This is a genomic window from Polynucleobacter sp. AP-Sving-400A-A2, assembly GCF_018688155.1.
In the GTDB taxonomy this organism is placed as follows: Bacteria; Pseudomonadota; Gammaproteobacteria; order Burkholderiales; family Burkholderiaceae; genus Polynucleobacter.
The window spans coordinates 1792002-1815200 of the sequence record NZ_CP061312.1 but is presented as its reverse complement, the minus strand read 5'-3'; the positions used below and the strand labels follow the sequence as shown (position 1 = coordinate 1815200).

28 protein-coding genes and 1 tRNA gene are annotated in these 23199 nt (G+C 41.8%); 17 read left to right on the top strand and 12 right to left on the bottom strand.

Annotation, left to right across the window (positions count from 1 at the left end):
• Position 1: 1 nt before the first annotated feature.
• On the top strand, positions 2 to 631 hold the full coding sequence (locus C2758_RS09515; RefSeq protein WP_215328018.1) for a trimeric intracellular cation channel family protein: 630 nt from the start codon (positions 2 to 4) through the stop codon (positions 629 to 631).
• Here C2758_RS09515 and C2758_RS09510 read toward each other — a convergent pair.
• Genes C2758_RS09510 through C2758_RS09495 form a run of 4 tightly spaced genes read right to left on the bottom strand, consistent with a single transcriptional unit; the run spans position 618 to position 5344 of the window.
• A complete protein-coding gene (locus C2758_RS09510; RefSeq protein ID WP_215328017.1) occupies positions 618 to 2216 on the bottom strand; it encodes a gamma-glutamyltransferase family protein in 1599 nt (532 codons plus the stop codon). The genes C2758_RS09515 and C2758_RS09510 overlap by 14 nt on opposite strands.
• 37 nt (positions 2217 to 2253) lie before the next feature.
• Positions 2254 to 3699, bottom strand: a complete 1446-nt coding sequence (locus tag C2758_RS09505) for a TRAP transporter large permease subunit (protein WP_215328016.1) — start codon at positions 3697 to 3699, stop codon at positions 2254 to 2256.
• Positions 3696 to 4238, bottom strand: a complete 543-nt coding sequence (locus tag C2758_RS09500; protein WP_215328013.1) for a TRAP transporter small permease subunit — start codon at positions 4236 to 4238, stop codon at positions 3696 to 3698. The genes C2758_RS09505 and C2758_RS09500 overlap by 4 nt, the downstream gene beginning before the upstream one ends.
• 20 nt (positions 4239 to 4258) lie before the next feature.
• Positions 4259 to 5344 carry a TRAP transporter substrate-binding protein gene (locus C2758_RS09495; RefSeq protein WP_215328012.1) on the bottom strand — a complete coding sequence of 362 codons (1086 nt, stop codon included), beginning with the start codon at positions 5342 to 5344 and terminating at the stop codon, positions 4259 to 4261.
• A gap of 304 nt (positions 5345 to 5648) precedes the next feature.
• Between C2758_RS09495 and C2758_RS09490 the strand changes: the two genes are divergently transcribed.
• Positions 5649 to 7319: an MFS transporter gene (locus C2758_RS09490; protein WP_215328010.1), complete on the top strand. Its 1671-nt coding sequence runs from the start codon at positions 5649 to 5651 to the stop codon at positions 7317 to 7319.
• A 79-nt stretch (positions 7320 to 7398) separates the two neighbouring features.
• Here C2758_RS09490 and C2758_RS09485 read toward each other — a convergent pair whose 3' ends face one another.
• The gene (locus tag C2758_RS09485) at positions 7399 to 8010 is read right to left on the bottom strand and encodes an MOSC domain-containing protein (RefSeq protein WP_215328008.1); all 612 of its coding nucleotides are present in this window, start codon (positions 8008 to 8010) and stop codon (positions 7399 to 7401) included.
• A gap of 195 nt (positions 8011 to 8205) precedes the next feature.
• Between C2758_RS09485 and C2758_RS09480 the strand changes: the two genes are divergently transcribed.
• The 5 genes from C2758_RS09480 (at position 8206) to C2758_RS09460 (ending at position 11416) form a co-directional block, all read left to right on the top strand.
• On the top strand, positions 8206 to 9018 hold the full coding sequence (locus C2758_RS09480) for a fumarylacetoacetate hydrolase family protein (protein WP_215328007.1): 813 nt from the start codon (positions 8206 to 8208) through the stop codon (positions 9016 to 9018).
• Between the two features lie 70 nt (positions 9019 to 9088).
• Positions 9089 to 9165, top strand: a tRNA-Met gene (locus tag C2758_RS09475).
• A gap of 133 nt (positions 9166 to 9298) precedes the next feature.
• On the top strand, positions 9299 to 10705 hold the full coding sequence (locus tag C2758_RS09470; protein ID WP_215328006.1) for a tyrosine-type recombinase/integrase: 1407 nt from the start codon (positions 9299 to 9301) through the stop codon (positions 10703 to 10705).
• A 58-nt stretch (positions 10706 to 10763) separates the two neighbouring features.
• Entirely contained in the window at positions 10764 to 11090 is a 327-nt protein-coding gene (locus C2758_RS09465; RefSeq protein WP_215328005.1) for a hypothetical protein, read from the top strand.
• Between the two features lie 2 nt (positions 11091 to 11092).
• On the top strand, positions 11093 to 11416 hold the full coding sequence (locus C2758_RS09460) for a hypothetical protein (RefSeq protein WP_215328004.1): 324 nt from the start codon (positions 11093 to 11095) through the stop codon (positions 11414 to 11416).
• On the opposite strand, the gene C2758_RS09455 is transcribed toward C2758_RS09460, so the two are convergent.
• From C2758_RS09455 to C2758_RS09445, 3 genes are read right to left on the bottom strand one after another with little or no spacing between them, the layout of a single operon-like run.
• Complete coding sequence (locus C2758_RS09455; RefSeq protein WP_215328003.1) at positions 11366 to 11809, bottom strand: polyhydroxyalkanoate synthesis regulator DNA-binding domain-containing protein; 444 nt, start codon at positions 11807 to 11809, stop codon at positions 11366 to 11368. The two genes, C2758_RS09460 and C2758_RS09455, sit on opposite strands and share 51 nt — an antisense overlap.
• Before the next feature lie 47 nt (positions 11810 to 11856).
• Positions 11857 to 12162, bottom strand: a complete 306-nt coding sequence (locus C2758_RS09450; RefSeq protein WP_215328002.1) for a hypothetical protein — start codon at positions 12160 to 12162, stop codon at positions 11857 to 11859.
• A gap of 8 nt (positions 12163 to 12170) precedes the next feature.
• Positions 12171 to 12614, bottom strand: a complete 444-nt coding sequence (locus C2758_RS09445) for a DUF6641 family protein (RefSeq protein WP_215328001.1) — start codon at positions 12612 to 12614, stop codon at positions 12171 to 12173.
• A gap of 136 nt (positions 12615 to 12750) precedes the next feature.
• On the opposite strand from C2758_RS09445, the gene C2758_RS09440 reads away from it, so the two are divergent.
• From C2758_RS09440 to C2758_RS09425, 4 genes are all read left to right on the top strand, one after another.
• Positions 12751 to 13275 carry a hypothetical protein gene (locus tag C2758_RS09440; protein WP_215327999.1) on the top strand — a complete coding sequence of 175 codons (525 nt, stop codon included), beginning with the start codon at positions 12751 to 12753 and terminating at the stop codon, positions 13273 to 13275.
• Between the two features lie 132 nt (positions 13276 to 13407).
• A complete protein-coding gene (locus C2758_RS09435; RefSeq protein ID WP_215327998.1) occupies positions 13408 to 13983 on the top strand; it encodes a hypothetical protein in 576 nt (191 codons plus the stop codon).
• Positions 13984 to 14306: 323 nt separating this feature from the next.
• Complete coding sequence (locus tag C2758_RS09430) at positions 14307 to 14882, top strand: site-specific integrase (protein ID WP_215330252.1); 576 nt, start codon at positions 14307 to 14309, stop codon at positions 14880 to 14882.
• 58 nt (positions 14883 to 14940) lie between these two features.
• A complete protein-coding gene (locus C2758_RS09425) occupies positions 14941 to 15219 on the top strand; it encodes a hypothetical protein (protein ID WP_215327997.1) in 279 nt (92 codons plus the stop codon).
• A gap of 2 nt (positions 15220 to 15221) precedes the next feature.
• On the opposite strand, the gene C2758_RS09420 is transcribed toward C2758_RS09425, so the two are convergent.
• From C2758_RS09420 to C2758_RS09405, 4 genes are all read right to left on the bottom strand, one after another.
• Entirely contained in the window at positions 15222 to 15605 is a 384-nt protein-coding gene (locus tag C2758_RS09420) for a hypothetical protein (protein WP_215327996.1), read from the bottom strand.
• Between the two features lie 32 nt (positions 15606 to 15637).
• Positions 15638 to 16111, bottom strand: a complete 474-nt coding sequence (locus C2758_RS09415; protein WP_215327995.1) for a hypothetical protein — start codon at positions 16109 to 16111, stop codon at positions 15638 to 15640.
• Entirely contained in the window at positions 16108 to 16551 is a 444-nt protein-coding gene (locus C2758_RS09410; RefSeq protein WP_215327994.1) for a hypothetical protein, read from the bottom strand. Before C2758_RS09410 ends, C2758_RS09415 begins: the two co-directional genes overlap by 4 nt.
• 202 nt (positions 16552 to 16753) lie before the next feature.
• A complete protein-coding gene (locus C2758_RS09405) occupies positions 16754 to 17326 on the bottom strand; it encodes a hypothetical protein (protein ID WP_215327993.1) in 573 nt (190 codons plus the stop codon).
• Between the two features lie 83 nt (positions 17327 to 17409).
• Between C2758_RS09405 and dcm the strand changes: the two genes are divergently transcribed.
• From dcm to sucC, 6 genes are all read left to right on the top strand, one after another.
• Entirely contained in the window at positions 17410 to 18360 is a 951-nt protein-coding gene (dcm, locus tag C2758_RS09400) for a DNA (cytosine-5-)-methyltransferase (RefSeq protein ID WP_215327992.1), read from the top strand.
• A 46-nt stretch (positions 18361 to 18406) separates the two neighbouring features.
• The gene (locus C2758_RS09395) at positions 18407 to 19300 is read left to right on the top strand and encodes a group I intron-associated PD-(D/E)XK endonuclease (protein ID WP_215327990.1); all 894 of its coding nucleotides are present in this window, start codon (positions 18407 to 18409) and stop codon (positions 19298 to 19300) included.
• A gap of 277 nt (positions 19301 to 19577) precedes the next feature.
• The gene (locus tag C2758_RS09390) at positions 19578 to 20111 is read left to right on the top strand and encodes a DUF2878 domain-containing protein (protein WP_215327988.1); all 534 of its coding nucleotides are present in this window, start codon (positions 19578 to 19580) and stop codon (positions 20109 to 20111) included.
• 117 nt (positions 20112 to 20228) lie between these two features.
• Positions 20229 to 21317, top strand: a complete 1089-nt coding sequence (gene recA / locus C2758_RS09385; protein ID WP_215327986.1) for a recombinase RecA — start codon at positions 20229 to 20231, stop codon at positions 21315 to 21317.
• Positions 21318 to 21324: 7 nt separating this feature from the next.
• Positions 21325 to 21861, top strand: coding sequence for a recombination regulator RecX (recX, locus tag C2758_RS09380; protein ID WP_215327984.1), 537 nt, complete (start codon positions 21325 to 21327; stop codon positions 21859 to 21861).
• A gap of 159 nt (positions 21862 to 22020) precedes the next feature.
• Positions 22021 to 23190: an ADP-forming succinate--CoA ligase subunit beta gene (gene sucC / locus C2758_RS09375; protein WP_215327983.1), complete on the top strand. Its 1170-nt coding sequence runs from the start codon at positions 22021 to 22023 to the stop codon at positions 23188 to 23190.
• The last annotated feature ends 9 nt before the right edge of the window (positions 23191 to 23199 follow it).

The window sequence follows — 23199 nt, the reverse complement described above, 5'->3', positions numbered from 1 at the left end:
TATGGATCAAATTAATTTCTGGATTGGCATCATTGCCACGGTTGCTTTTGCAGTCACTGGTGTACTCGCTATTGCTGATCGGGGTGTCGATCTTTTTGGCGTCATGGTACTAGGTGTGATTACTGCCATTGGTGGCGGAACTCTGCGTGACATTATTTTGGATGTCCCCGCATTTTGGTCGATTGCGCAAATTTATATCTGGGTAGCCTTGGGCTCGTGCGTCGTGACTTTTGTAGCGGAATCTTTTTTTACGCAGCCTCAGATTTATCGCTGGATGCTCTACATCGACGGTCTGGGCGCAGCTTTGTTTGGCATTCAGGGGGTAGATAAAGCCTGGAACTTAGAATTCGGATTGCCAGCAGCACCAGTCATCTTGGGCGTAGTGACCGCTGTCGGTGGCGGCTTGTTACGCGATATTTTGGCCGGCAGAAAAACTTTATTGATGTCACATGAGCTGTATGCAATCCCGGTCACTTTGGGTTGCTGCATCTATGTTCTGATTTTGAATTTCCTCCCAGCGTACACGCTCGAGGGATCGGTGATGTGCATGCTGGCTATTTTTGGATTACGCGCAGCTGCCATCTACTGGGATCTGCGCGTACCCAAATTATTTATTACTAAAACGCGCTAACGGCGCCATCACTGCGGGGATCCCAACCGCCATGCAGCGTGCCGGATGGGTCGCGAATAATGCAGCCAGCATGGCCAACGCTTTCATCAAAAGCATCGAGCATTTCAATCTCGTGTCCTAGGGCATGTAGCTCTTTAGCAACCCATGGACTAAAGCGCGATTCTAATTTTAAGCTGTCGCTAGTTTGCCCCCAGGTTCTGCCGAGCAACCAACGTGGACGGCTGATCGCATCTTGTGGATCAAGTCCATACGTCGCGGTGCGAGTAAAGACGGCGCATTGTGTTTGTGGTTGACCATCACCACCCATGGTGCCGTAGACCATCGACCGACCATCCTTAAATAAAGCCATGGCTGGGTTCAATGTATGGAATGGTTTGCGATAGGGTTCAAGGTGATTGAGTGTTTTTGGATCCAGCGAGAAGCTGCATCCGCGGTTCTGCCAGTTCACACCAGACTTGGGCAATACGATGCCAGCACCAAACTCGTGATAAATACTTTGAATGAAAGAAACGCAATTTCCATTGCCATCAACCACGCCCATCCAAATCGTATCGGCAGGTCCTTTACCTTGACCCCAGGGCAAGGCTTTTTCAGGATCAATATTTTTTGCTAATTTCTTTAAGAATGCAGGAGCTAAGAAAGACTGCGCATTTTTTGTCATATACGCTGGATCAGTGACAAATTGATCGCGTACCTTAAACGCCTGTTTGGTAGCCTCAACGCAGTGATGAACATATTCCGCGCTATCGACTTTAAAGCGTTTGAGATTGAGTTGATCCAAGATGCCAATGATCATTAAAGACACAACGCCTTGTGTTGGCGGCGTCATGTTGTATACATTGCCTGTACTGTGCTGGAGCTCGAGCGGGTCAATCAGTTTCGCTTGATGGCGATGAAGGTCAGATAGTCTGAGAGGGCTACCAATCTCTGTAAGCTCTTTTGCGAGTAATTCAGCTAAATCGCCGCGATAGTAATCTTCTGTGCCTTTACGAGAAATTTGGCGCAAGGTTCTTGCAAGACGTTCTTGTTTAAAGATGCTACCCACTTCAGGGGCCTTACTGTCTACTAAAAATGTTTCTGCAAATCCGGGAATGGGACTTAACTCCACCCTCTTTTTCTCGGTCAAACTCGACTGACTGTGAGTGACCGGGACTCCAGCTTCAGCATAGTAAATAGCATCTGCCAGCAAGCGGGAGAGTGGAAGTCTTCCACCTAAACCTTGTTGTGACAGTTTCTGAGCGGCGCCCCATCCAGAGATGGTGCCTGCAACTGTATTGGCTGCAATGGCACCTCTAAAAGGAATGGCCTTGGTGATTCCACGCTCTGCGTACCACTGTTTAGTCGCTAGGCCAGCAGCCGCACCGCAAGCATCAATACCACCCATAGCTTTACCGGGAGAATGAACCACCCAGAAAGAGTCACCACCAATGGAGTTCATGTGGGGGTAAACAACGGCAATGGTTGCTGCTGCTGCAATCATTGCCTCTAATGCATTACCACCTTCACGTAGTACCGCTAATGCTGATTCAGATGCTAGTGAGTGTGGCGCTACCGCCATCCCACGAATTCCCCATTTTTGTTGCATTACCAAATCCCTTTGACTGCTGTCTCAATATGTATTGTTATTTATTTTCTCGTAGCTGACGTTCAATGTCAGAGCTGGAGTCTACCGTAATCTCATTTTGCTCTACACCAGCTAATGGATCAACCGATGGACCGCTAGCATCAAAGACAGCAGCAGGTTTATCAACAAAATAGGTCACAGTTTCTGGGATAAAAATAATGATGGCAACCAATATGAGTTGTAAGCCAACCCAAGGTAGCGCCCCATAGTAGATATCCGAACTTTTGAGAGATTTGGGTGCAACCCCACGCAAATAGAACAATGCAAAACCAAATGGCGGATGCATGAACGAAGTTTGCATATTAGCGCCCAGTAGAACGCCGAACCAAATCAGATCAATGCCAAGCTTTTCGGCAACTGGTGCCAATAAAGGGATGATGATGAAGGCAATCTCAAAGTAATCAAGGAAGAAGGCCAAGAAGAATACAAATAAGTTCACCGCAATCAAGAAGCCTACTTGCCCGCCTGGAAGTCCTGAAAGAAGTTCTTCAATCCATAGATCTCCATCCACCCCTCTAAAAGTTAAGCCAAATACAGTTGAGCCAATCAAAATAAAGATCACCATGGCATTGATGCGCATAGTGGAGGTCATGGCTTCCCAAACCAGTGCCTTTTGCAGACGCTTATTCATAGCCGCTAGCACTAAAGCGCCAACTGAACCCATTGCACCACCTTCAGTAGGTGTTGCAAGGCCCATCAGAATCGTTCCTAAAACCAAGAAGATAAGTGCAATCGACGGAACAATACCCCAAAGGATTTTTTTGAGTAACTTCCAGTCAATTTTTGGACGAGCCTCCGGAGGCAGTGCTGGTACATCCTGCGGTCTAAAGATCGACAAAAAGAAGATAAATAGACAAAAAAGAGATACCTGAATAATGGATGGTCCAATAGCACCGGCATACATATCACCAACAGACTTACCTAATTGATCTGCCAGCACGATCAATACCAATGATGGAGGAATCAATTGGGTAATCGTGCCAGAGGCTGCGATCACGCCAGTTGCTACTCGTGGGTTATAGCCGTAACGCAACATCACTGGCAATGAGATTAATCCCATAGCAATGACAGACGCTGCTACTGTGCCAGTAATAGCGCCCAAAATTGCGCCAACAATGATCACTGCATATGCAAGACCGCCACGGATCGGACCAAATAATTGTCCCAAGCCCTCGAGCATATCTTCTGCTAAGCCACACTTTTCAAGAATGGCTCCCATGAAGGTGAAGAAAGGGATCGAGAGCAATAGATCATTTGAAAGAATTCCAAAGACCCTATCTGGCAGTGCTTGCAAAAAGGTGGGCTGGAACATGCCCATCTCAATACCGATAAAGGCAAAGAACAAGCCAACAGCGCCAAGTGAAAAAGCTGCTGGATACCCAATCAATAAAAATATAATTAAGCCCCCAAACATAATGGGGGCCATCAGATCATGACTAATCATTGCAAAGGTCTTTCGTACTTAGGATCGATTTTGATCACACCAATAATGGCTGCGTATCGTTTGATAATTTCAGAGAGACCCTGAAGGGTCAGCAAAAAGAAGCCCAGAGTAATGGCACCTCGGACTGGCCAGCGAATCAGGCCACCAGGATTGCTTGAGGTTTCATTTTGAATAATAGATGTGATGAAAAATTCCCACGAGTAGTAGCCAATGATGACGGTCACCGGCAGGAAGAAGACAATTCCTCCCCAAAAATCTAACCAAAGACGAACTCTGTTGGGGTAGAGCGCATAGAGCACATCTACCCGAACATGTTCATTTAATCGAAACGTAGTGGCGGCACCAAACATCACCATTCCAGCAAACAAATACCACTGCGCTTCTAGCCAGCCATTCGAACTGACATTAAAGCCGTACCGGATCAGCGCATTTGCAGTGCTGATCAGTACGGCAATTAATACCAACCAACTCGCAAAGACACCAAAACGGTCATTAAGGCGATCAACGAAACTTGAAAAAACTAATAATTGTTTTGGCATATCAACTTATCGGTTGGTTCTTATTTGACTGGGTTGCTTAGCATGAAGCTCATGAGTGTTTGCTCCGCAACCTTGTTCCACAGCATTTGGTCGTTACGGAACTTCTTCCATGGCTCATAAATTTTCTTGAATGATGGATTCTTGGCGGCCTCTTCTTCATACATCTCGAACGCAGCGGTAGAGGCTGCTTTCATGATCTCAGTTGAGTAAGACTGGAGCTTGACTCCATTCTTAATCAGGCTTTGCAGGGCAATCGGATTTTTGTAATCGTATTCAGCCATCATGTCGATATTGCATTCTGCACATGCCGAGGAAAATGCCTCTTGATATTGCTTAGGCAATTTTTCCCATTCCTTGATGTTGACGTACATGGAATACATTGAGCAAGCTTCCCACCATCCTGGGTAGTAGTAGTAAGGTGCAATTTTGTAAAAGCCTAATTTCTCATCGTCATACGGACCAACCCACTCAGCCGCATCGATAACACCTTTTTCTAAAGCAGGGTAAATATCTCCGCCAGCGATTTGCTGGGGGATCGCGCCTAGACGTGACATCACTTCACCACCTAAGCCTGCAATACGCATTTTTAGGCCTTTGAGGTCAGCAACTGTTTTGACGGGTTTCTTGAACCAGCCGCCCATTTGTGTCCCGGTATTTCCTGCTGGGAAAGAGACGATGTTGTAATCACGCAAGAATTCACGTTGGAGCTTCAAGCCTCCACCCCAATACATCCAGGCATTTTGCTGACGTTGGTTCATGCCGAAAGGCACGGTGGTATCAAACGCAAAGGTTTTATTTTTTCCAACGAAGTAATAGCCAGCCGTATGAGTGCACTCAACAGTACCTTGCTGAACCGCATCTACCGTACCAAATGCGGGAACAATCTCACCGGCACCAAAAATACGGATCTGGAACTTACCATCAGTCAGTGCGGCAACGCGCTTGGAAATGTATTCGCCACCACCGTAAATCGTATCTAAGCTTTTTGGAAAGCTAGAGGCACAGCGCCATTTCACTTCAGGCATGGACTGCGCTATTGCAGGAGCTGCTAGTACACCAGCAGCTGCGCCCAATGCAGTTTTGCTTAAAAAGTCACGTCTTTTCATTTGTATAGCTCCTTAATTAGTTATCTTTTTAGTGCGCTGCCAAATACTGACCGCTCATGCCATTAAATCGGGATACCTTTGGGCGCTCATTGATATTTGCACCTAAATTGGGCGGCTTGCAATACCTTGGTGCAAACGCCTCCTTAGAGAATGCATCGAATGCGTTGCAACAAATCCACATTTATGGGGAAAACCCCGATCTAATTTGATGGGGAATTACCCTAAGTAGTGGATTTCTTTGATTTTTTTCAAAGCATAATCGCCTAGTTGTTTTTTATTTAATAAAAATAGTTAGGAGCTACTGATGTCAACATCAACTAAAGCAGCCCCAATGACCGCTGAAGAACGCAAAGTTATTTTTGCTTCCTCTTTAGGTACGGTTTTTGAGTGGTACGACTTTTATCTTTATGGTTCATTGGCCGCGGTTATGGCTAAGCAGTTTTTCTCAGGCTTAGATGCAGGTTCTGCCTTCATTTTTGCTTTACTTGCGTTTGCTGCCGGCTTTATCGTTCGCCCATTCGGCGCTTTGGTATTCGGTCGCTTAGGTGACTTGATTGGTCGTAAGTACACCTTCTTGGTAACGATCATGCTCATGGGTGGTGCAACCTTTATCGTGGGTTTACTGCCTAACTATGCAACTATCGGTGTTGCTGCCCCAGTGATCTTGATCGCATTGCGTATGCTTCAAGGTTTGGCTTTGGGTGGTGAGTACGGTGGTGCTGCTACTTATGTGGCGGAGCATGCTCCTCACGGTAAGCGTGGTGCATACACAGCTTGGATTCAAACTACAGCTACATTAGGTTTGTTCTTGTCCCTGCTCGTGATTTTGTTCACACGTGAACTGACTGGTCCAGACTTCGATGTTTGGGGCTGGCGTGTTCCATTCCTTCTCTCAATTTTGTTGTTGGCCGTTTCTGTTTACATCCGTTTATCGATGAACGAATCCCCAGCTTTCAAGAAGATGAAAGAAGAGGGCAAACTCTCTAAAGCACCATTGACAGAGTCATTCGCTCAATGGAAGAACTTGAAGATTGTGATCTTGGCATTGTTTGGTCTGGTTGCAGGTCAAGCGGTGGTTTGGTATACAGGTCAGTTCTATGCTTTGTTCTACCTCACTCAAGTGTTGAAGGTAGATCCTAAGACTGCGAACTTGTTGATTGCCGCTTCATTGGTAATTGGCACACCATTCTTCGTGATCTTCGGTACTTTGTCAGATAAGATTGGCCGTAAGGTCATCATCATGAGTGGTTTATTGCTCGCGATCATTCTGTACATCCCGAACACACCAGTTTCCTTGTTTAACGGCTTAACCCACTTTGCTAACCCAGCGTTAGAAAAGGCAATGGCGACTGCACCAGCCAGTATTACTGCTGATTTGAACGAATGTACTTTCCAGTTCAATCCAACAGGTACTGTTAAGTTCACTAGCTCTTGCGACATTGCAAAACAGGTGATGGCTTCTAACTCTGCAAGTTACACAACAATTGCTGGCCCAGCCGGTGGTGTTGCTGTTGTGAAGATTGGCGATACAGAGATTCAAGGCTACACCGCTAAGGGTCTGGCTCCAGCTGATGCGAAAGCAAAGGATGCTGAGTTCAAGAAAGCCATTCGTGATGCATTGAATGCTGCTGGTTATCCTGCAAAGGCTGACCCTGCTGCTATCAACCATGCGGCGATTCTTGGTATCTTGGTAATTTTGGTGCTCTTGGTAACCATGGTTTATGGCCCAATTGCTGCGATGTTGGTTGAGATGTTCCCAACCCGCATTCGTTACACCTCTATGTCCTTGCCATACCATATTGGTAACGGTTGGTTCGGTGGCTTGATGCCAACAATCGCCTTTGCCTTGGTAGCGCAAAACGGTAATATTTACTACGGTCTCTGGTACCCAATCATCATCGCTACGGTGACATTGGTAATCGGCACACTGTTTATTAAAGAAACTAAAGACGTAGATATTTACGCTAAAGACTAAGCTTTACTAGTCTGTTTCAAAAACTAAACCCGACCACAGAGTGGTCGGGTTTTTTATTACCTAAAATAATTCACAGCGATTAATCCCAAAGATCTTTTTGATTGCCCCGATTAAAGAGGGCGTGATTCTGATCCGCAATCGACGTCAGTCTTTGACCCGGCACCACTGTAATTGCATCGCCTGCTGCGAGTGCTCCAGTTTGATTGACGCGTAGATACCATCCGCTAAAACCTGATTGCAACATCGCTTTGGCTGCACCCTTGTATTTCATCTTGGCGTTGAACTTAAAGCAGGGTTCGCGTAGCTTGACTACGGTAAATTGAAGAGCACCAATTTGCATTTGATCCCCAACAAATACCTCAGTCTCTAGTAAGCCTTCAATCGTGAAGTTTTCACCCAAAGCACCCAAGGGAAGATTGACGGATTTTTTAGTTTCCCGGGAAAGTAACTCATTCCAAAAAGCATAGTGCTCGATTGGATAGACGTAAATCGCTTTTTCAAGACCACCATGCACTGATAGATCGGCTTGCTCATCGCCCGCAATACCAAGGCGAGTTATTTCTATGGAGGTAGGGGAGGCAAGATTACTGACTGATTTCTTTTCGATAGCTGAGGCTACGGTAGAGTAATTTGGGTGATGAGACCCAAAGAGCGGCATTACTTTGCCCGAGGATATGGAGAGAAGTCGCATAAGTGAATTTGGTTTATAAGATGAAATGAACTCAGAAAGTAAATGATGCCTCTGTATAGATTATTAATCTTAGCAATTCTTTGGGCGCTGACTAGCCAGATAGCATTCGCTGGGTAGGATGGGGGCGAGGGGTTTTCCTGATGTAATTATTTTGTAATGGGATTACGATGGCCTATCTTTTTAAAGGAGCTGGGCATGTCAAATCAAGAAAACGATCTTCTCAGTCGACGTAATGCGATTAAGTTCGGTGTTGCATCACTCTCTTCGGTAGGATTGGTTTCTGGCGCTCAGGCTCATAAGTCGGGTGACTTAATCCAGACTCCTTTTGTAGTTGCGCAAACGCTCATACCGATTGCTGGCAGTGATGCTGAATTTCCAGTGCGCCGTGTTTACTGTATTGGTAGAAACTACGCAGCCCATGCACGTGAGATGGGATCTGATCCTACTCGAGAGCCGCCGTTCTTTTTTCAGAAGCCAACAGATGCCATTCAGTTTGTAGCGCCAAATAAGCTAGTGGATCATCCCTATCCATCGCTTACTAAAAATTATCACTACGAGGTTGAGTTGGTTGCAGCCCTCAATAAGGGTGGAAAGAATATTCCGGTAGAGAAGGCGCTGGAGCATGTTTTCGGTTACGCCTTAGGTTTAGACATGACGCGCCGTGATTTACAGCGCTTTATGGGTGATCAGAAAAAGCCTTGGGAAATTGGCAAGTCCTTTGATCACTCCGCCCCTATCGGACCAATCTTCCGAGTGAGTCAGATTGGCCACTTTACTAAAGGCGCCATTTCACTTTCTGTAAACGGTGTTGTGAAACAGAAGGCCAATTTAGATCAAATGATTTGGTCGGTAGCAGAGCAAATTGCTAAGTTATCAGAGGCAAATGAATTGTTTCCCGGCGACATTATTTATTCTGGCACCCCTGAGAATGTGGGACCAGTGATTCGTGGTGATGTCATTCGATGCACTATCGATAATTTGCCGGATTTAAGTATTAAGATCGTTTAGTGGCCTTGGTCTTTGGGGTCAAAGTGGACACATTGAGCATTTGCATCAAATAAGCTAAAATCTGACGTTCGGCGATTTAGCTCAGTTGGTTAGAGCGATGGAATCATAATCCACAGGTCCGGGGTTCGAATCCCTGAATCGCCACCAAAAAATGCAGTAAGTAAAAGGGTTAGCGGGCGATAAGCTCCTAGCCCTTTTCTCTTTTCTGCACTACACACCTACTACACACTTTTTGACACAAAACTTTAAACCCTATATGCTGTTTGGGTTAGAGGGAAAAATGTCAGAAAGAAAATCAACCACTCATAGCATTATTGAAGGTGAGCTATTAGTTGCTTTGCGAGAGCGAAGTAGCATTTGGCAAGCTCGCTATTGCGTGGATGGTGTGTGGCAGAGAACGACTACAGGTGAGCGAGACTTAAAGAAGGCTAAAGATAGGGCTAAGGAGCTTTATAACGAGGCACAGTGGAGAAAAAAGTCCAACATCACCCCTATTACTCGTTTTTTTAGAGACGTTGCCAAAACGGCTGTAAAGAGGCTACAGACAGAAATTGATAGTGGCAGTGGGAAAGTAATTTATAAAGACTACATAACAGCAATAGAAACCTACCTTATCCCTATTTTGGGCAAATACAAGGTGGATAGCATTGACTACAAGGCACTTGAGCATTTAAATGCTGAACGCATTAAGAAGATGAATGCCAAAAAAGGGAGAAAGAAAGACTCTGAGCTTAAAACTCCCACTAAAAGCACTCTACTCACTCATAACGCTGCCTTAAACAGAGTTTTTGATTTGGCAATTGAAAAAGGCTATATGACAGTCAGTAGCAAGCCCAATTTGATTGCTAAAGGTAAGGCAAGCGAAAGACGAGATGAATTTACTGAAGAAGAGATAAGGGCATTACGAGGAAATTTTGAGAAGTGGATTGATAGAGGTAGGGCAGATGCTAAACCTGTAAGAGCGTTGCTAAGAGATTATGTGGAAGTTTTATTAGACACGGGTGCGAGAGCAGGCAAAGAGTTGCTTGACTTAAAGTGGGTTCAAATTCAGCTTAACTATGAACCTAAGTCACTTGGCAAAACTAAAACTGTGCCCACTGAAGACAATCAACACGGCGAAGACATAGAGGCAGTGGACTTACAGAGACTAGCTTTTATAAGAATTGAGACAGGTAAGACTGGCAAGAGAACGGCGATAGGTAGGGCTGATACAGTTGTGGCATTAGGCAGGATTGCTCAGCGTAATTACAAAAAGCCTTTGGCAACAGTCATTGAAGAAAACCCAAAAGATTACATATTTAGGTTTGTTGAGTTTTTGAATGACGATGAAAAGAAGGCAGGAAAGAAACCTAAGTTTATTAAACCAACGAGTTTTGTTAAGTTATTCAATACCTACTTAGAAGAGCACAATCTTTTATATCACCCTGTAAGTGGCAAAAAGCGTCAACCATATAGTCTGCGTCATACCTATGCAACTCTAATGTTGACACACGACAAAGTCCCACCACATACATTGGCTAAACAAATGGGAACAAGCATTGGTATGTTAGAAAAGCATTACAGTCATTTGGAGGCAATCAAAGCAATTCATCAATTGCGTGGTGAGGAAAGTAGAGCTTTGATACAAGCAGATAGTGTTGTAGATGCCAAATATGCATATAGAGAAAAGAAAAAGATTAGCAAATAGCTTATTGCTAAGGCTTAGGCTAAGATAAACAAAAGGCAATACATTAAAGGAGTGCGTAATGAAATATATTTTTATGTTGCTAACATTGGTTTCAACAGTCTCTATTGCTCAAACTACTTACTACTCAGATGCTAATGGGATGCCATTAGGCACAGCACAAAGAAGTGGAAACACCACCTACTACTCCAATGCCAATGGGATGCCTGTAGGCACAGCACAGCAAAGTGGCAACACTACTTACTATTCCAACGCTAATGGAATGCCTGTGGGGACAGCACAATCACCACAACCCATACAGCAATTTCAACAAGCACCAATGAATGTACCATCAGCACCTACATTTCCAACGAGTCCATTATTTCCAAGTAGCCCAAGAGGTATGTAAGTATGGCAGAGCAAGAGCACCCAATGCCTAAAGACTTCCTTGCTGATGTATTTGAAGGGGAAGATGAAAAATTCTTTATGGAGTGTTACGAGGTTCATAAAGAGTATGAAATAAAAGCAGGTAGGCAACCTGAAAATATTGAAGATTATAGAAAATGGTTTTACAGAGAAAGAACTGAAGAAGAGATTAAGCAAGCAGAAGAGGAGCAAGACAAGTGGGACACTTACTTAAGACACAATGGTTCATTAGGTGCTCGTGCTCGCTCTAAACCCAAACTAAGTTTGTTTGCCAAGCTTCAAAAGTTCATTCATAAAATTTTCACTTAACTTTTGATGTTGTTTACCTAACTCTGTGACATAAGCCAAAGCATCAACATTTGCAGAGTCAGTGAATTTACTTTGGGTATTAATTAATACCATCAAAGATTGTTGAAAATATACCCCAAACAATTCTCGCTGTTGTTGCCCTTTTCCATAAAGACTAATAACATTTTTAAGAAATTCATCAGAGAATTGACTAAGCAAGTCTGTATTTTCTAAGACAAGACTGACAATTACAGAGTGAGTCACATCTTCTTTGGTTTTGGCATCAATTATTTTGAGGGGTATGCCATTAGTAATAAGATTTTGAAGCTCTTTGAAAGCAATATATTCGCTGTCAAAGGTGTCATATAACCTTCTGCTCGCATACTTCTTAATAATTCTTTCTTTCTGTTCCATAGCGTAGATGATACGGAATTTAGACAAAAATTACCTTAGTAGTAATGCTACTGTGAGTGTAGAGCAGTATTAAGGCTTTTTTGTGCCTTAGCAATTTTCTGCCTATCTCGCTCAGCCTTTAGTTGTTTGGTGACTGTTTCTTTTTGACGCTTCAGTCCATCTATACGAGATTGCTGTGGGGTTAAGGGTTTAATTGGTTGAATAGCTTCACTAACTTGGGTAGGTGTTGACGCAAGATTGTTAAAGCCAAATTGATATTGAAGTAGTAGTCGTGCGTGTAATTGACTATCAGCAAAAACCATCGTTTTAACTAATTGTCCTTTAACACGCACACTTGCTACATACTTGTTCATACAAGTATTTATTTGCCAAATGCTTGTCTTGTTGCCAAACTCATATCGTTGATGGCATCGTCAAGCTCACCATTCAACACGGCAACCTTAAGCGATTTAAGCGTCGCAATAAGTTCATCACCATTGGCAAGCTCAATTGCGTTAGCACCTTTTTTATTAAGGGGTAGCGTTTTAGCACCATACTTTATTGCCAAATTAATCTTTCCTGTATCACCTATCCAAAACCATTCACGCACACGCTTAACTGTCTCAACAGTCATACGCTCGCCTGTTTGCTTGTTTGTGTAATTCTTTAGTTTTTTTGGTGCGAAGGTATTACCTGTTTTTTGAGCTTCACAAAGTTCAATTTGTTCGTGTAGCTTGGCACATAACTTATTGCGACGCATAACGATTGGTGCGACTGATTGATGTTTTTTGCTAACAACTAATTTAAGACTGTTTAATGTGCTCATATTGTTCTCCTATAAGTTAATGGGCACAGTTAATTTAGTACCAAAAAAACGATATGGGCAACCTCTATTTGCCTACATAAACCAAACGATTCATTAAAAATATATTGGTTTTATTTGGTATCGCATAAATAAACGTATGCGAATAACAGCAAACACCATCCGTAGTTTTTTAGACAAGCAAGCAAAGCACGTAACCCATTATGTTGTTGCCCATAGTTACTATCGTCCTTATCACAAGCTCCCAAATGACATAGAGCAAATGAAGGTAAATTTAGGTAAAGATTTGCGACACGCACGAAATTGTTTTAATAAAGAACTTTATGGAAACGGAGCAAAACGTAAACCACTCACTTATCAACCACTATTAATCCCTACGCTTGAAGGCACTACTAATAAAGCATCACCCACACTTACACTTCACTACAACATCTATTTAGGCAACATACCAAAAATACTCACAACAGAGGACATAAAAGAATTATGGACATACTGTTGGCACATTAAGGCACATCAATCAGACAACATCTACATCACAGAACCGTTAGCTAACACTCAATCACACCTTTTACATTACGGTACTAAAGAAACGCAAATTGGAAACTTAAGTTGTTGGGATTTTGAAAATACTCAAATACCCTATAACGCACTAAACGCTGACTGAAGTTGCGTTTGGTTTATATAACTACGCATTGGACGCAATGGGTAGTTATATAGCTTTGGATAAAAAATGTAATTGCTGAGACATTCATACTTAGTTAACATATGAATACACAATGAATAATATGAACTGAATATGAAATTTACCAAACTCACTGAATTTATAGACTACGAGGGTATGCCAATTACGCATCACTTACATAGTGAGAGAGAGTTGGAGGACGAGTTTATTAAAGGGATTTGCTACTGTTGGGATAGCCTGCCACCACGTACATTCGATTTATCTTCTGCACGAAGGAATGGGGCACCTTGCGACGAGGTTCATTTTAGAGAGTTAGTGAAGAAGTGTCTGCTAAATGAAAAAAACCATCTAATCAGACAAATGTTAGTAAAAGATTGCTTTGTGGAAAAAAAAGACAATCAAACCAAACAGTTGCTTTTATATGCACACTGGTTTGACGAATCCGCAACTAAAGCAGAAACATTAAAGTGGTTAAAGGGATTGACTAATGATGAAATAATTATTTTGGTTGGAGCCACATTCCCACAACTCAGCAAGCAAGAAGAGATTTTAGATTCTGCTAAATGGCAAGACTTTCAAAAAAATATCATTAATGCTTTTAGAGAAAATACAGAGCAAATGGAAATAACAAACAGCTCTTTTTTAACCTTTATAGAAGAATACGAAAAACAAGTATTAGCTTTAATTTAAAAAAGTAACTCAAATCCACGCTAAAAGCACATCAAACACCACGCTGAATATCAACACAGCTGAGAAGCATTCAAACAGCGTGTAGACGCTATACGCAAGTCTTCCAAATTCTGTGGGATTTAGACGACAAAAACAGCTAAATAAGAAACCAAAGGTTTTAGTTAAGAGCTTTGGTTTTGGTACAAAAACAGCGAATTTCGCACTTTAAGCATAAAAAAATGGAGGTTTTATAAATGACTAATTATTGGCAAAAAGAGGTAGGAAAAATTAAACAAAGAAAACAACATATAGCTATAGCAAACCTTTATTTGGGGAAGAAAACTATGGCTAAGCAAGCAAAAACTCTTAATCAAAACGAATTACGTAAAGTTTTAGATTACACGGCTACACGCAAGCACAGCACACGTAATCGTTGTTTGCTGTACACAACGTTTTTAAGTGGAATGCGTGTAGGGGAAGTTTCGTCCCTTCGATATTTGGACGTTGTAAACGCAGATGGCACAGTTAAGAATGAAATTCGCTTAAGTGCTAAAAACACCAAAACAAATGAAGCAAGGACAGTATTTGTAAATGACAAGCTACGTAAAGAGTTTGAAAAGTACATTGCTGTGTACAAACCACGCACCCCAACTGTTAAGTTCTTTTACAGTCAAAAACGAGATAGCGACGGATTTACACCCAATACGCTTACTCAGTTTTTCCACTACCTCTACAAAAGGGCAGGTGTAGATGGAGCAAGTAGCCATAGTGGACGCAGAACGTTTATTACGAATTTAGCTACACAAGGGGTGAGTGTACGTGTGCTAATGAGCTTAGCAGGACACAAGAACATCAGCACTACACAATGCTACATAGACGTTAATGACGATATGAAGCGTAAGGCTGTTGAGTTGGCATAACGCACTGATTACCTTAATATGAGACTTCTGAAGTCAATATTGATTAAGGTAATCAAAAATGAACAAGCAACAAATTCAAAAGTTAGAAAATATGAAAAAGAAAGTGGCTTGCCCACTTTCTGATTGTGGACAGCACTTTACATTCACAATTAATGAGTTTGTATTGGCACTTGCAGATGAAGCAAAAAGAATTTACAGGGGCAAGTGTTCTAAGTGCCAAAGAACAGTTAAGCTTAAGCAAAGCCAACTAGGGGACTTCCAATCTGTTTATGGCAAAACAAATTATGTAATTGAGAAATCCAAATTTAACGACATATTTGAAATAGATGAAGAGTAGTTTTATTTTAGGTAACGCAAACTATCAATAAACTTTAGTAAATTATCACCTTCATCATTCCATTTTTTTAGTCTTTCAACCTGCTCATCTTCTGTGATAAAAAAATAGTCAGTGAATAATCCACTAGTCTTTGCAAGCAAAAAGCCCGTAGGTTTAGACGCAATAACAGCAACTAGGCTATTTACATCTTTAATTTCTTCAATGGCATCAAAGTATCTTGCATCTGCCAATTGACTGATGAAGCCAAAGTCAGGTATTTCTTCTTTCACAGGATTTATCCTATCCACAAACTTTGCTTCAAACCAACTTTGAACTGTATCCAAATTAATCTCAGTTGTTTCTTTGCAGAAGAGTATTGCAATTCCTAATTTATCTTTGTTATCCACTTAATACCCTTCGTTATTTTGAGTTGCGATTGTTATGGTTGAATCAGCATAAGAATTAAAGGAATGCTAAGCAAATCATTTTTAGTCAGTAATTTACTTTCAGCTGATACTGATACGATATCAAAATCATTCTTTGCTATGTTGAATTTAATATTAAGCGTGATTGGCACATTATTAAATTGGGAGCAAATAAACTCGCATATTAATTCCCAACCCTTTGTGAACTCTTTTGTATTCTTTACCTCTAGCATTGCAGACGGAATATGGTTTTTAATAAATTGCCTTTGATTAGCATTAGTAAACATTGAAAAAATCGTATGTGTTCTATTGTTATCGTGTGCTTGTAGTTGATAAGGGTTAACTAAACTTTTATCAACAGCAAAGTTTTGATAAAAGTTCATTGCTATACCAATCTCAGTCATTAAATACTCTGCATTACTTGGAATAGAAAAGCAACCAAGCAATGCACTTACGCTTATTTCACTTTTATCAAACTCTAACTTCAATTACTTTTTCTTTTTCTAAAGTGAACCCATTCATTAATTGCATTTTCGTCGTCAGTGAAAAAGTCATCTCCTGCAACATTTAATAACTCTTTGAAAATCTCCATATGTCCTGTAGCTTCTTCGTAAGTGCCACCTGCATCAGCAATATTTGTTAAACGCTCTGCAATAGCTTCCAAAACATCATCAAATTCGTATTCTGTAATAAAGTAACTGTGATAGTTATCTAAAGTGTCAAAGCCACCTGCTTTGAGAGATTTTCTAAACTGTCCAACAACAATACGAGTGTTATTTGCGTCAGAAGAAGTGGCTGAAACAACAAAGGTTTTGGACTTAAAGTTTTCCTTGCTGATAACAATTTTGTAATGCTTGCCTAATTCAGCATCTACTTGCCATCCTTTTTTGCGAAGAAATTTAATTAATTTTTGAATACCTTTATCCATAATTTTCCTGTTTTGGGAAGTAGATGCTTAATTGGTTGGTAATGGTAATTACAGCATATTGGGTTGGTTGGTAAGGATTTGATGGTTTGCTTGGATGGGTTGGTTTGGTTGGTTTTAAGGCATATGGGATATAGGGTTTAAGGAAAAGCACGGTTTTTAGTTGGCAAATAGGAGCGAAAAAACCCTACTTTTTGATAAACCCTTACCTTTTCTTCTTTTTTAGTGCTTTTGGGTGTTCCTTTAGTAGCTCCAACTGCTCTTTTTCTTCCTTACTCATTCCACTCTCAAACTCCTTACGCAAGGTATCCTCCATTGCCCAAACTTCTTTATCGCGTTTTTTAGTGTTTGCACCAAATTTATTAAAACCTGCTCTTGTTAGAGCGATATTGCCTGCACTCCACTTATCTGTACCTTCTCCTGCCTTAAACACAGCGTCTAACCATATTCTTGCCGCCTTCGCTTCTCGCTCCTTTTGTAGCTTTCTAATGCCATCAAGCATTCCACGTTGTGCCTCTACTATTGCTTGTTTATAAATCTCAATACGCACCTCTAACTTAGTCTTCCAACCTAGTACTTGTTCTTGCTCTTTTGTTTTAGGACGCTTATGGGTTTTGCGTAGCACTTCTTGCTCTGCCCACGCTTTATCCATACGCTCTATTTGCTCATCATCCAATAAAGCATTTATATCTTTTAATGCAACTTCTTCACCACGCTCCAACTTGGCTAAACGCTCTTTAAGCCTTTCAGGTAAATGGGTAATGTTTAGCTTGGGCATTTTGAGTTAATTGGTTTGGTAGCGAGATGGCTAAGCCTTAGCTATACTTTAGCAATAAAAGATATGGAACAAAGCTCAGCAATATGAAAAACTTGAAATTCATTGATTTATTCGCAGGTATTGGAGGAATGCGTATTGCTTTCGAAAGTGCAGGTGCTGAATGTGTTCTAACTTGTGAAATCAATGAAGATGCTTTGACTACTTACAAGGCAAATTTTAAGAGTAATACTAACCATACCTATCACAACGATATTCTTACACTCACAAAAGAAATTGTTCCTGCTCACAATATCCTTGTCGCAGGTTTTCCTTGCCAACCATACAGCATTGCAGGTTTGAGAAAAGGATTAAAAGATGAGCGTGGAGGTGATGTATTCCTATCCATTCTCAAAATATTGAAAGAGAAAAAGCCTGATACTTTATTGCTTGAAAATGTGAAAGGTATGCTTAATCACGATAAAGGTGAGACATTTGCTTTTATGCTTAAGTCATTGGCTGACTGTGGTTATGTGCTTACTCACAAAGTATTAAACAGTATGGAATATGCAAATGTTCCTCAAAATAGAGAGCGTGTTTTTGTTGTTGGATTTAGAGATGTAGCTAAGTTACAAAAATTTACTTTTCCAACAGAGGTAGAGCTTACAAAAACAATACACGATTGCTTAGAAACGGAGCAGGTGGCAAAAGAGTTCTACTATGACAATCGCTATGATTGCTTTGCTGAAATACAAAAGTCCATTAAGTCACGTGACACCATTTATCAATGGAGAAGACAGTATGTGCGTGAAAACAAAAGTAATGCTTGTCCCACATTGACTGCAAATATGGGAACAGGTGGACACAATGTGCCACTCGTTAAGGATGACTTTGGTATTCGCAAGCTAACACCACGCGAAACAGCCAATTTTCAAGGGTTCCCTAAAACCTATAAGTTACCAAAGTTAGCGAACAGTAAGCTGTATCACCAATTTGGCAACAGCGTTACTGTTCCATTGATTACGAAAATAGCTAAACAAATAGTTAAAGTTCTATAAGTATCTTTATTGCCATTTCCTCCATATCTATAGTAAATTTGGAGGAATGACAATTGAAGACTTCGTTAAGTTAAACATCAATAAAATCAATACTAGTATTAGCTCTTTCAAAGATGCTACTACTAATGAGTATATTGATGTAGATATTAAAAACTACCTGCAAGAGAAGTTGGGAGAAGACTTGCAGAATCAAACAACAGAATATTTGCTGTTGAACGAGTTAAAAGGGCATAACTTCGTTAAAGCAAAAATACTTGATATCGCTAATAAATTTGTTTTATATAAACCTCACTTGGAAAAGTATTTTCAAGCAACCGTGTTTAAGAATGTCTTTGCTAAGGTTGGCATTGAGGATTTAGCTAATAAGACAGTTGAGTTTATTAATGCAGAGCCAAATGTTAATGATTTAGAGATTAAATTCATCAAATCCAATTTGAAGAATTTAGTTACTAAGTGCTTATATGTCGCATCGCAAGGTGGCTTTACAGCAGACTTACAGCACACAGACTACGGACTTAGAGTGGCTAACGAGGGAGACTCAGCACAATTCTTTTTTATAGCTAGAGCTATGTTGGCAGGATTTAATTGTTCCAACGTTGATGTTCGCTCAAGTCGTTATGACGCTATAGTTGATTTCAATTCCAAGCTAATCAGAATTCAAGTTAAAGGGATTACGGCAGGTAGCAATATCTCTTTTTTTGATAGAGACAGAGGTGGACAAGGAATTGATCATACGCACGAACGTAATAGAGGGCAGCGAATTACCAAAGCTGATTGTGATATCTATGTTGCTGTTGATAAACAAGTTGGTACCTGCTACTTAATTCCAATGTCATTTGCTGATGCCTTAGACGCTGATGATGCAAAGAATGTGAAGTTAAGTGAAGTTGCCAATTATTTAGAGCGATGGCAAACAATTATTGATGTTGCAACTCAGTGATGACTAAAGGCAGAGAAAGACTATAGTGAAGTTGCGGACTAATTATGCGTTTTGTATAATGTAATTTTGGTGATTCAGAATCTAATAAAAGAATAAATTGACTACACACTTTTCTACACACCAAAATAAAGTGCTTGTAAATCAACAGCTTAAAAAGCATATCTTTTATCATAATCCACAGGTCCGGGGTTCGAATCCCTGAATCGCCACCATATTAAGAGGCCATTGCCCACCGGCAGTGGCCTTTTTCTTAGTGAATGTCGCAGAGGTTTGATCAATGGCTAAATTTTGGAATTTCGTGTTTTTCCAAGCTGGTTGGTTTGCTTGCATTATTGGCGCGGCCAATGAGCAGGTTTTATGGCCCGTTATCGGCACCCTCTTGTACCTTGCGATACATATTTGGCGCTCAGAGCACTCAAAGCTAGAACTTAAACTAATATCCAAAGCGGTTATATTTGGAGTGAGTGCTGACACACTTATATCCAATCTAGGTTTTTTGTACTTTAAAGACGCTTGGCCGAGCGTCTACTTATCCCCATTTTGGTTATGGACCCTATGGGCATTGGTGGCCAGCACTGTTAACGGATCTTTATCCTGGTTGCGTGGCAAGCCATGGTTGGGCGCGCTCTTAGGGGCAATAGCGGGTCCAATGTCCTATGAAGCAGGCATTCGCATGGGGGCAGGTTCATGGGGCCCCAATGGACAGTTAGGCGGCCTCATCCTCTTAGCAATCGTATGGGGTGTTGCTATGCCACTATTTTTCTATTGGCATAAGCGTCATGTAAGTGCAAATCTACGACAGAATCAGTAAATTCTTTTTAAAAGCCACTTGCAAATAGTACTGTTTTTATATACAGTGAGTTCTATGTTGACAAAAACCACAAAAAACTCAAAAAACAGCCTAACGAATAGTGAAAAGGGATCAAACATGGCCTTCGACGATAAGAGAAAATCAGCCTCACCCGAATTTGACGGTATGAGCGGAGACAAGCAAAAAGCATTAACTGCAGCCTTAGCGCAAATTGAGAAGCAATTTGGTAAGGGCTCAATCATGAGATTGGGCGATGCAGAGATTCATCAGGACATTCAGGTAGTTTCCAGCGGCTCATTAGGTTTAGATATTGCACTTGGAGTCGGTGGTTTAGCCCGTGGGCGCGTCATTGAGATTTATGGCCCAGAATCTTCAGGTAAGACCACTTTGACTTTGCATGCGATTGCAGAGATGCAAAAGATTGGTGGAACTTGTGCCTTCATCGATGCGGAGCATGCCTTAGATGTTCAGTACGCTTCACGCTTAGGTGTAGATGTGAACAATCTGTTGATCTCCCAACCAGATACTGGCGAGCAAGCATTGGAAATTGCAGATGCCTTAGTGCGTTCAGGCTCTATCGATTTAATTGTCATTGACTCCGTGGCAGCCTTGGTTCCAAGGGCTGAGATCGAGGGCGATATGGGCGACTCATTACCTGGCCTCCAAGCCCGTCTGATGAGCCAAGCCTTACGTAAGTTGACTGGCGCGATCAAGCGTACCAATACAACCGTTATCTTTATTAACCAGATCCGTATGAAAATTGGCGTGATGTTTGGTTCGCCTGAAACTACAACTGGTGGTAACGCACTGAAGTTCTACGCCTCCATGCGTTTGGATATTCGTCGTATCGGCAGTATTAAGAAGGGCGATGAAGTAGTTGGTAACGAAACTCGCGTCAAGGTAGTTAAGAACAAGGTATCACCACCATTCCGCGAAGCCATCTTTGACATCATGTACGGCGCTGGAATTTCTCGAGAAGGTGAAATTATCGATATGGGTGTTGAGGCTGATATCGTTGAAAAATCAGGTTCTTGGTATGCCTACAACGGTGATCGCATTGGCCAAGGAAAAGACAATGTGCGTGAGTTTTTGAAAGAGAATCCAGCCATTGCTCAAGATATTGAAGCTAAGATTCGTGCGAAATTGGGTGTAAAGACTGGCACAGCGATCGTCAGTGATGTTTTGAGCGAAGAAGAGGGAGCGTAATTCTTCGATGTCAGAATTAGGTAGCACTGTTAAAAAAAGCAAGAAACAAAGCCCGAGTCTCAAAGCTCGGGCTTTGCGACTTTTATCCATGCGCGAATACAGTCGCAAGGGGTTGGCAGCAAAGCTTGAGGAGTCAGCAGCCAGGATGCTCAAGTTCAAGTCTTCCGATGAGGATTCTGAGGAGATTACACAAACCACCCCCTTGAATGTTCAGATTGAGGCTGTCTTAGATGATTTTGAGGCTCGCGGTTGGCTTTCTGATGAGCGTTTTGCAGAGGCCCTTGTTAGGCGTCGTAGCGAGCGCTTTGGAACCCGAAAAATACAGGATGAGCTCACCCAGGCTGGTGTGGATGGCGCAAAGACAATAAATCTTCTCAGAAAGCTCAAAGAGACCGAATACCAGCGTGCTCATGAATTGTGGCTACGTAAATTTGGAGCTGTAGCCATAGAGCAAAAGGAGCGGGCTCGTCAATATCGTTTCCTGGCCTCTAAGGGCTTTAGTTCGGATGTGGTGTCTAGGGTGGTAGCGGGGCGCTCAAGCTAGGGCAATCACGGAGCGGGTAGATCATATTGCGGCATTGCAGCATGATAGACTTACGAAGTCGACTAAACCGCTACCGTTTACTTAAAAAGGTAAACCAGGTTAATTCGGTTTTACTAATCCTCATCGCTTGCTAAAAAAGATACCGTTTCGGGAGTAATAATGAAAATTCACGAGTACCAAGGCAAAGAATTACTGCGCCAATTTAATGTGCCTGTTCCAAACGGCATCCCTGCATTTAGTGTTGAGGAGGCAATTAAGGCTGCTGAAAAGCTTGGCGGTCCAGTATGGGTTGTTAAGGCACAAATTCATGCAGGTGGTCGAGGTAAAGGCGGTGGCGTGAAATTAGCTCGCAGCATGGACGAAGTGAAGAAATACTCTTCTGAAATTTTGGGTATGCAGTTAAAAACCCATCAAACAGGTCCAGAAGGTCAAAAAGTAAATCGTCTTTTAATTGAAGACGGTGCTGATATCAAAAAAGAGTACTACTTCAGTATTGTGACTGATCGTGGCACACAGAAAAATGTGATCATGGCCTCCAGCGAAGGCGGCATGGATATTGAAGAGGTTGCAGAATCTCATCCTGAAAAAATTATTAAAGTATTTGTTGATCCATTGATTGGCTTGACCGATGCTGATTGCCAGATTATTGCAAAAGGCATTGGCGTTCCAGATGCATCTATTCCAATGGCAAGCGAAGTGTTTAAAAACTTGTACAAAACCTATTGGGAAACTGATGCTTCATTAGTGGAAATCAATCCATTGATCCTTGAAGGTAACGGTAAGATCAAAGCACTTGATGCCAAATTCAACTTTGATCCCAATGCTTTGTATCGTCATCCAGAAATCGTGGCTTACCGCGATATCGATGAAGAAGATGCGGCTGAGATTGAGGCTTCTAAGTTTGACTTGGCCTACATTTCACTTGATGGAAATATTGGTTGCCTAGTGAATGGTGCGGGCTTGGCAATGGCAACTATGGATACTATTAAGTTGTTTGGTGGCGAGCCAGCAAACTTCTTGGACGTTGGTGGCGGTGCAACTGCAGAGAAAGTAACAGAAGCGTTCAAGATCATGCTCAAGAACAAGAGCGTTGAAGCAATCTTGGTGAATATTTTCGGCGGCATTATGCGTTGCGACGTGATTGCTGACGGTGTGGTTACTGCCTGTAAGGCGGTGAACTTGACTGTACCTTTGGTCGTGCGCATGAAGGGTACCAATGAGGAACTAGGCAAGAAGATTCTTGTGGACTCTGGTTTACCAATCATTAGCGCCGATTCAATGGCAGAAGCTGCTACTAAGGTAGTTGCTGCTGTTGCGAAAAATAAATAATCAAGGAAA

Coding starts and splice junctions, on each gene's coding strand:
- C2758_RS09515 (WP_215328018.1), top strand. CDS start 2: ATGGATCAAATTAATTTCTGGATTGGCATCATTGCCACGGTTGCTTTT.
- C2758_RS09510 (WP_215328017.1), bottom strand. CDS start 2,216: ATGCAACAAAAATGGGGAATTCGTGGGATGGCGGTAGCGCCACACTCA.
- C2758_RS09505 (WP_215328016.1), bottom strand. CDS start 3,699: ATGATTAGTCATGATCTGATGGCCCCCATTATGTTTGGGGGCTTAATT.
- C2758_RS09500 (WP_215328013.1), bottom strand. CDS start 4,238: ATGCCAAAACAATTATTAGTTTTTTCAAGTTTCGTTGATCGCCTTAAT.
- C2758_RS09495 (WP_215328012.1), bottom strand. CDS start 5,344: ATGAAAAGACGTGACTTTTTAAGCAAAACTGCATTGGGCGCAGCTGCT.
- C2758_RS09490 (WP_215328010.1), top strand. CDS start 5,649: ATGTCAACATCAACTAAAGCAGCCCCAATGACCGCTGAAGAACGCAAA.
- C2758_RS09485 (WP_215328008.1), bottom strand. CDS start 8,010: ATGCGACTTCTCTCCATATCCTCGGGCAAAGTAATGCCGCTCTTTGGG.
- C2758_RS09480 (WP_215328007.1), top strand. CDS start 8,206: ATGTCAAATCAAGAAAACGATCTTCTCAGTCGACGTAATGCGATTAAG.
- C2758_RS09470 (WP_215328006.1), top strand. CDS start 9,299: ATGTCAGAAAGAAAATCAACCACTCATAGCATTATTGAAGGTGAGCTA.
- C2758_RS09465 (WP_215328005.1), top strand. CDS start 10,764: ATGAAATATATTTTTATGTTGCTAACATTGGTTTCAACAGTCTCTATT.
- C2758_RS09460 (WP_215328004.1), top strand. CDS start 11,093: ATGGCAGAGCAAGAGCACCCAATGCCTAAAGACTTCCTTGCTGATGTA.
- C2758_RS09455 (WP_215328003.1), bottom strand. CDS start 11,809: ATGGAACAGAAAGAAAGAATTATTAAGAAGTATGCGAGCAGAAGGTTA.
- C2758_RS09450 (WP_215328002.1), bottom strand. CDS start 12,162: ATGAACAAGTATGTAGCAAGTGTGCGTGTTAAAGGACAATTAGTTAAA.
- C2758_RS09445 (WP_215328001.1), bottom strand. CDS start 12,614: ATGAGCACATTAAACAGTCTTAAATTAGTTGTTAGCAAAAAACATCAA.
- C2758_RS09440 (WP_215327999.1), top strand. CDS start 12,751: ATGCGAATAACAGCAAACACCATCCGTAGTTTTTTAGACAAGCAAGCA.
- C2758_RS09435 (WP_215327998.1), top strand. CDS start 13,408: ATGAAATTTACCAAACTCACTGAATTTATAGACTACGAGGGTATGCCA.
- C2758_RS09430 (WP_215330252.1), top strand. CDS start 14,307: ATGGCTAAGCAAGCAAAAACTCTTAATCAAAACGAATTACGTAAAGTT.
- C2758_RS09425 (WP_215327997.1), top strand. CDS start 14,941: ATGAACAAGCAACAAATTCAAAAGTTAGAAAATATGAAAAAGAAAGTG.
- C2758_RS09410 (WP_215327994.1), bottom strand. CDS start 16,551: ATGGATAAAGGTATTCAAAAATTAATTAAATTTCTTCGCAAAAAAGGA.
- C2758_RS09405 (WP_215327993.1), bottom strand. CDS start 17,326: ATGCCCAAGCTAAACATTACCCATTTACCTGAAAGGCTTAAAGAGCGT.
- dcm (WP_215327992.1), top strand. CDS start 17,410: ATGAAAAACTTGAAATTCATTGATTTATTCGCAGGTATTGGAGGAATG.
- C2758_RS09395 (WP_215327990.1), top strand. CDS start 18,407: ATGACAATTGAAGACTTCGTTAAGTTAAACATCAATAAAATCAATACT.
- C2758_RS09390 (WP_215327988.1), top strand. CDS start 19,578: ATGGCTAAATTTTGGAATTTCGTGTTTTTCCAAGCTGGTTGGTTTGCT.
- recA (WP_215327986.1), top strand. CDS start 20,229: ATGGCCTTCGACGATAAGAGAAAATCAGCCTCACCCGAATTTGACGGT.
- recX (WP_215327984.1), top strand. CDS start 21,325: ATGTCAGAATTAGGTAGCACTGTTAAAAAAAGCAAGAAACAAAGCCCG.
- sucC (WP_215327983.1), top strand. CDS start 22,021: ATGAAAATTCACGAGTACCAAGGCAAAGAATTACTGCGCCAATTTAAT.